Here is a 910-nt window from a genome sequence, read left to right on the forward strand (position 1 = left end):
TAACCAGGACATCGTGGTCGAGGTGGATGAAAGCCATTCGGTGGGCCACGACCGCAACAAGAGCATCGGCCACGACGAAACCGTGACCATCGGCAACAACCGCCTGCGCATCGTCAAACAGGAAGACATCCTCTCGGTGGGCCAGCGCAAGACCGACAGCATCAGCCAGAGCTACGTCATCGAAGTGGGCGAGAACCTGCGTCTTGTCTGCGGCGAAAGCATCCTGGAGCTCAATGCCAGCGGCCAGATCAACCTGACCGGCGTGCAGATCAGCTTCTACGCCAGCGGCGACGCCGAGTTCAACACCGGCGGCGTCCTGCACCTGAACAACGGCGGCGGCCCTGGCGCCACACCGGACGGCCAGGGTGTCAAGGCCAGCATCGACGCCAACGTCGCCGCCGCGTTCCCGGCGCCCAAGGGCTAACTTCGAGAATCCAGCACCATGACTTACCGCCTCAACGAATTCCAGCTCCAACTGCCGCCCAGCGAGTTGCTCGACGCCTCGATCAACATCCTCAAGTTTCCCGAACTGGGCACGTCCCTGATCGTCAGCCGAAGCCTGCTGGCCGAGGGCGAAACCCTGCAAAGCAACCTCGACGACCAGCTCAAGCGCCTGGAAAAACAAGTCCAGGACCTGCGCTGCCAACCGGGCGCCACCCTGCGCGTGGGCGCGAACCAGGAAGTCGAAGCCATCGAATTGCGCAGCCAGTTCAACAAGGGCAACGAGAAGGTTTTCCAGTACCAGTTGGCGCTGGTACTGCCCGGCACGCGCAAGATGCTTGCCTTGAGCTATGTGAAAGCCGAGAAGCTGGGCGACGCCGAGGCGGCGCATTGGGCGACGATCAAGGGGTCGTTGGTGTTTGATGGTCCGGCTTGATGAGCTCCCTGCATGCCTGACGCACCCTGAGTC

Annotated in this window: 2 protein-coding genes; both read left to right on the forward strand. The window is 62.2% G+C overall.

The window, feature by feature from the left end; all coding sequences use genetic code 11:
* A partial coding sequence (locus OC610_RS28110; RefSeq protein WP_408636674.1) for a bacteriophage T4 gp5 trimerisation domain-containing protein occupies positions 1 to 424 on the forward strand: 424 nt, incomplete at its 5' end.
* 18 nt (positions 425 to 442) lie between these two features.
* Positions 443 to 877, forward strand: a complete 435-nt coding sequence (locus OC610_RS28115) for a DcrB-related protein (RefSeq protein ID WP_181289626.1) — start codon at positions 443 to 445, stop codon at positions 875 to 877.
* Positions 878 to 910 lie beyond the last annotated feature (33 nt).

The organism is Pseudomonas agronomica (assembly GCF_025917275.1).
Classification (GTDB): Bacteria; Pseudomonadota; Gammaproteobacteria; order Pseudomonadales; family Pseudomonadaceae; genus Aquipseudomonas; species Aquipseudomonas agronomica.

Coding starts and splice junctions, on each gene's coding strand:
- OC610_RS28115 (WP_181289626.1), top strand. CDS start 443: ATGACTTACCGCCTCAACGAATTCCAGCTCCAACTGCCGCCCAGCGAG.